The following is a 3,218-nucleotide window of genomic DNA, read 5'->3' as shown; positions in this document are numbered from 1 at the left end:
ACTCTATCAGACTCTTTCGGGCCCGATTTCCTCGGCGCTTTCGAGGTTCTACGCTTTCGCGCTTTCCCTTTCCGGCGATTCCGACTCTATCAGAAGTTTTCCACCGGATTTCCCGGCTTCAGATTTCCTGAATGAAGAGACGGTTGTACCCATCGGGAATTTATTTCCTGTGGGTGAGGTCCGATTATAGACCCTGGTTGCCGAACTTGTCCAGTTCGAGGCAACCGTTCGAATCTACCTCCCCGCTCGCTCCGTGTCAACGGCCTTCGCGGGACGACGAGGAGACTAGCAGCTCAGCAGGCTTGTACGCACATCAGGCCGCGGTGGGCAGCGTCGCCGTGCGGTCGGCTGCCTCCACGTCGCCCGCCTCGCCTGCCCGGGAGGCGCGGCCGCCCAGGACGTAGACGTACAGCAGGAAGGCCGCCTCGGCGGCGACGCCGATGGCGATGCGGGCCCAGGTGGGCAGGCCGGACGGGGTGACGAAGCCTTCGATGACGCCCGAGACGAACAGGACCACGGCCAGGCCGATGGCCATGCCCAGCGCGGCGCGGCCCTGTTCCGCGAGGGCGGTGCGGCGGGTGCGGGGGCCCGGGTCGATGACCGTCCAGCCCAGGCGCAGGCCGGTGCCGGCGGCGACGAAGACAGCCGTCAGTTCGAGCAGGCCGTGCGGGAGGATCAGGCCGAGGAAGACGTCCAGGCGGCCGGCGGCGGCCATCAGGCCGAGCCCGACGCCGAGGTTGGCCATGTTCAGGAAGAGGATCCAGAGCACCGGGATGCCGAGGAAGGCGCCCAGGACGAGGCAGATCGCAGCCGCCTGCGCGTTGTTCGTCCAGACCTGGGCGGCGAAGGAGCCGGCGGGATGGCTGGAGTAGTACGTCTCGTACTCGCCGCCCGGCTGTGTGAGGGCCTTCAGGTCCTCGGGGGCTCCGATGGCGCCCTGGACCTCGGGGTGGGTGGCTATCCACCAGCCGATGAGCACGCCGAGGGCCGTCGAGAGCAGTGCGGTCGGTATCCACCAGCGGCGGCTGCGGTAGACGGCGGCCGGGAAGCCCGCGGTGAAGAAGAGGGCCGCGTCGCGCCAGCCGGCGCGGCGGGTGCCGGTCACCGTGGCGCGGGCGCGGGCGACCAGCTGCGTCAGCCGCCCCGTGAGCATGGGGTCGGGGACGCTGGACTGGATCAGGGAGAGGTGGGTGGAGGTGCGCTGGTAGAGGGCGACGAGCTCGTCCGCCTCGGCGCCGGTGAGCTTGCGGCCGCGGCCCAGGAGCTGCTCCAGGCGGGCCCATTCCGCGCGGTGTGCCGCCACGAAGACATCGAGATCCATCCGCTTGCCCGCTCCCCTGCCCCAGGTCCCCTGCCACTGCCTATGACTCGTGTGGTCAGCTTGGCAGACTGGATGCCAAAGGGGCGGGGCAGGTCACGTGAAAGGTGCTGCGGTGAGCGATCTTGTGACGGGGGACGCGGTCGTCCTGGGGTTGAGGCCGGCGAGGCTGCCGAGCCGGGCGCTGGCGATCGTCCTCGACCTGGTCGTGTACCTCGCCGGGTACGTGCTCCTCTCCGTCGGACTGGCCTTCGCGGTCGCCTCGCTCGACGAGGCCGCCCATGCGGCGGTGACGGTGGCGAGCTTCATCCTGCTGCTGGTCGGCGTGCCGATCGCGGTGGAGACGCTGACGCACGGGCGGTCGCTGGGCAAGCTCGCCTGCGGGCTGCGGGTGGTGCGGGACGACGGCGGGCCGATCCGCTTCCGGCACGCGCTGGTGCGCGGGGCCATGGGGGTCGTGGAGCTGCTGATGACCTTCGGGTCCGTGGCGTGCATCGCCTCGCTGGTGTCGGCGCGCGGGCGGCGGCTCGGGGACGTGTTCGCCGGAACCCTGGTGATCCGGGAGCGGGTGCCGGGGGCCCGGGTGATGCCGGTGCCCGCGCCGCCGCCGTGGCTGGCCGGGCGCTTCACCGGGCTGGACCTGTCGGCGGTGCCGGACGGGTTGTGGCTGGCGATACGGCAGTACCTGACGCGGATGAACCAGCTGGATCCGCAGGTGGGTGCCGCGATGGCGGCGCGGCTCGCGGACGATCTGGTGGCGCGGACGGGGGCGCTGCCGCCGGTGGGGGTGCCTGCCGCGGCGTTCCTGATGGCCGTGGTGCACGAGCGGCAGTCGCGGGACGCGGCCCGGACCTTCACGGGCGCCGGCCGTGGTCCGGGGGGTTCGGTGGGTCCCGTGGCGCCCGTGGCTCCTGCGCCCGCCCCGTACGTACAGGCTCCGGCGCCGGCTCCGTATGCCGCGCCCGTGGCGCCCGTACAGCCTCCGGCGCCTGCGGCGGCTCCGCGCGCGGGCGGTTTCGCGCCGCCTGCCTAGTCCTCGAAGGTCGAGGGCGGGGTCTCCAGGTGTTCCAGCTCGATGCCCGGGGCGGAGAGGACCACGTCCCCGGCGATGTGGATCGTGTGGACCTCGCCGGTGTCCAGGGCGCTGACCTGGTACTCGTCCACCAAGAGCGGGCCGCTGTCCGTGGGGTGCTCCTCGCGCCGGAGCAGGGCCCATGCCTGGTCGACCGTACGGGGGGCCAGTACGGGGTCGGTGAGGGCGAGGAGCCGGACGCGGGTGGCGGGGGCTCCGGGGGTCAGGCGCAGCAGGCGGGCCGTGGCGATGAGGAAGGCCGGGGAGGTGCCGGTGAAGCCGGGGGCGTGGACGTTGCCCTCGGTGGCCTCGGCGCCCGTGGGGTCGGTGCGGACCCAGGTGACGCCGTCGATGGCGGCCCCGCGGACCTGCCAGCTCGACGCGTTGACCTCCAGGCGGATGGGGCGGCCGAGTTCGTCGACGGCCAGGTCGACCGAGCCGCGGTGATCGCCGTTCGGGGCCGTGAGCTGGGAGACGTAGCGCCAGCCGGAGGGTCCGGGGGCGCAGTGGAAGTGCTCCTCGCCGAGCGGGGTGTGGTCGTGCGGGTCGTGGAGCGAGTAGCGGCCGCGGGGCATGGCTGGAGTCCTTGCGTGCGTATGGGGCAGGCCCCCGGCTGGTGTGCCGGGGGCCTGACTCAGGTGCTGCGGATCTGCGGGGAGATCAGTAGCGGTAGTGGTCCGGCTTGTACGGGCCCTCGACCTTGACGCCGATGTAGTCGGCCTGCTCGGGACGGAGGGTGGTGAGCTTGACGCCGAGGGCGTCGAGGTGGAGGCGGGCCACCTTCTCGTCGAGGTGCTTGGGGAGCACGTAGACGTCGGTGGGGTACTC

At 71.9% G+C, this 3,218-nt stretch carries 5 protein-coding genes; 2 read left to right on the top strand and 3 right to left on the bottom strand.

Annotated features, from left to right (window positions below; translation table 11 throughout):
- The coding region (locus tag ACFWBN_RS39720; RefSeq protein WP_385186715.1) for a hypothetical protein at positions 1–190 on the top strand (190 nt) is incomplete at its 5' end.
- A gap of 123 nt (positions 191–313) precedes the next feature.
- Here ACFWBN_RS39720 and ACFWBN_RS39715 read toward each other — a convergent pair.
- Entirely contained in the window at positions 314–1,321 is a 1,008-nt protein-coding gene (locus tag ACFWBN_RS39715) for a stage II sporulation protein M (protein ID WP_385186713.1), read from the bottom strand.
- Between the two features lie 112 nt (positions 1,322–1,433).
- On the opposite strand from ACFWBN_RS39715, the gene ACFWBN_RS39710 reads away from it, so the two are divergent.
- Positions 1,434–2,351 carry an RDD family protein gene (locus ACFWBN_RS39710; RefSeq protein ID WP_385186710.1) on the top strand — a complete coding sequence of 306 codons (918 nt, stop codon included), beginning with the start codon at positions 1,434–1,436 and terminating at the stop codon, positions 2,349–2,351.
- Here ACFWBN_RS39710 and ACFWBN_RS39705 read toward each other — a convergent pair.
- Together ACFWBN_RS39705 and ACFWBN_RS39700 are read right to left on the bottom strand one after the other, a co-directional pair.
- On the bottom strand, positions 2,348–2,965 hold the full coding sequence (locus tag ACFWBN_RS39705; protein WP_385186707.1) for a hypothetical protein: 618 nt from the start codon (positions 2,963–2,965) through the stop codon (positions 2,348–2,350). The genes ACFWBN_RS39710 and ACFWBN_RS39705 overlap by 4 nt on opposite strands.
- 85 nt (positions 2,966–3,050) lie before the next feature.
- On the bottom strand, positions 3,051–3,218 hold a 168-nt coding region (locus ACFWBN_RS39700; protein ID WP_385186717.1), incomplete at its 5' end, for an adenosylhomocysteinase.

This window comes from Streptomyces sp. NPDC059989 (assembly GCF_042736975.1).
Taxonomy (GTDB): Bacteria; Actinomycetota; Actinomycetes; order Streptomycetales; family Streptomycetaceae; genus Streptomyces.
This window is presented reverse-complemented; position numbering and strand designations above follow the sequence as displayed.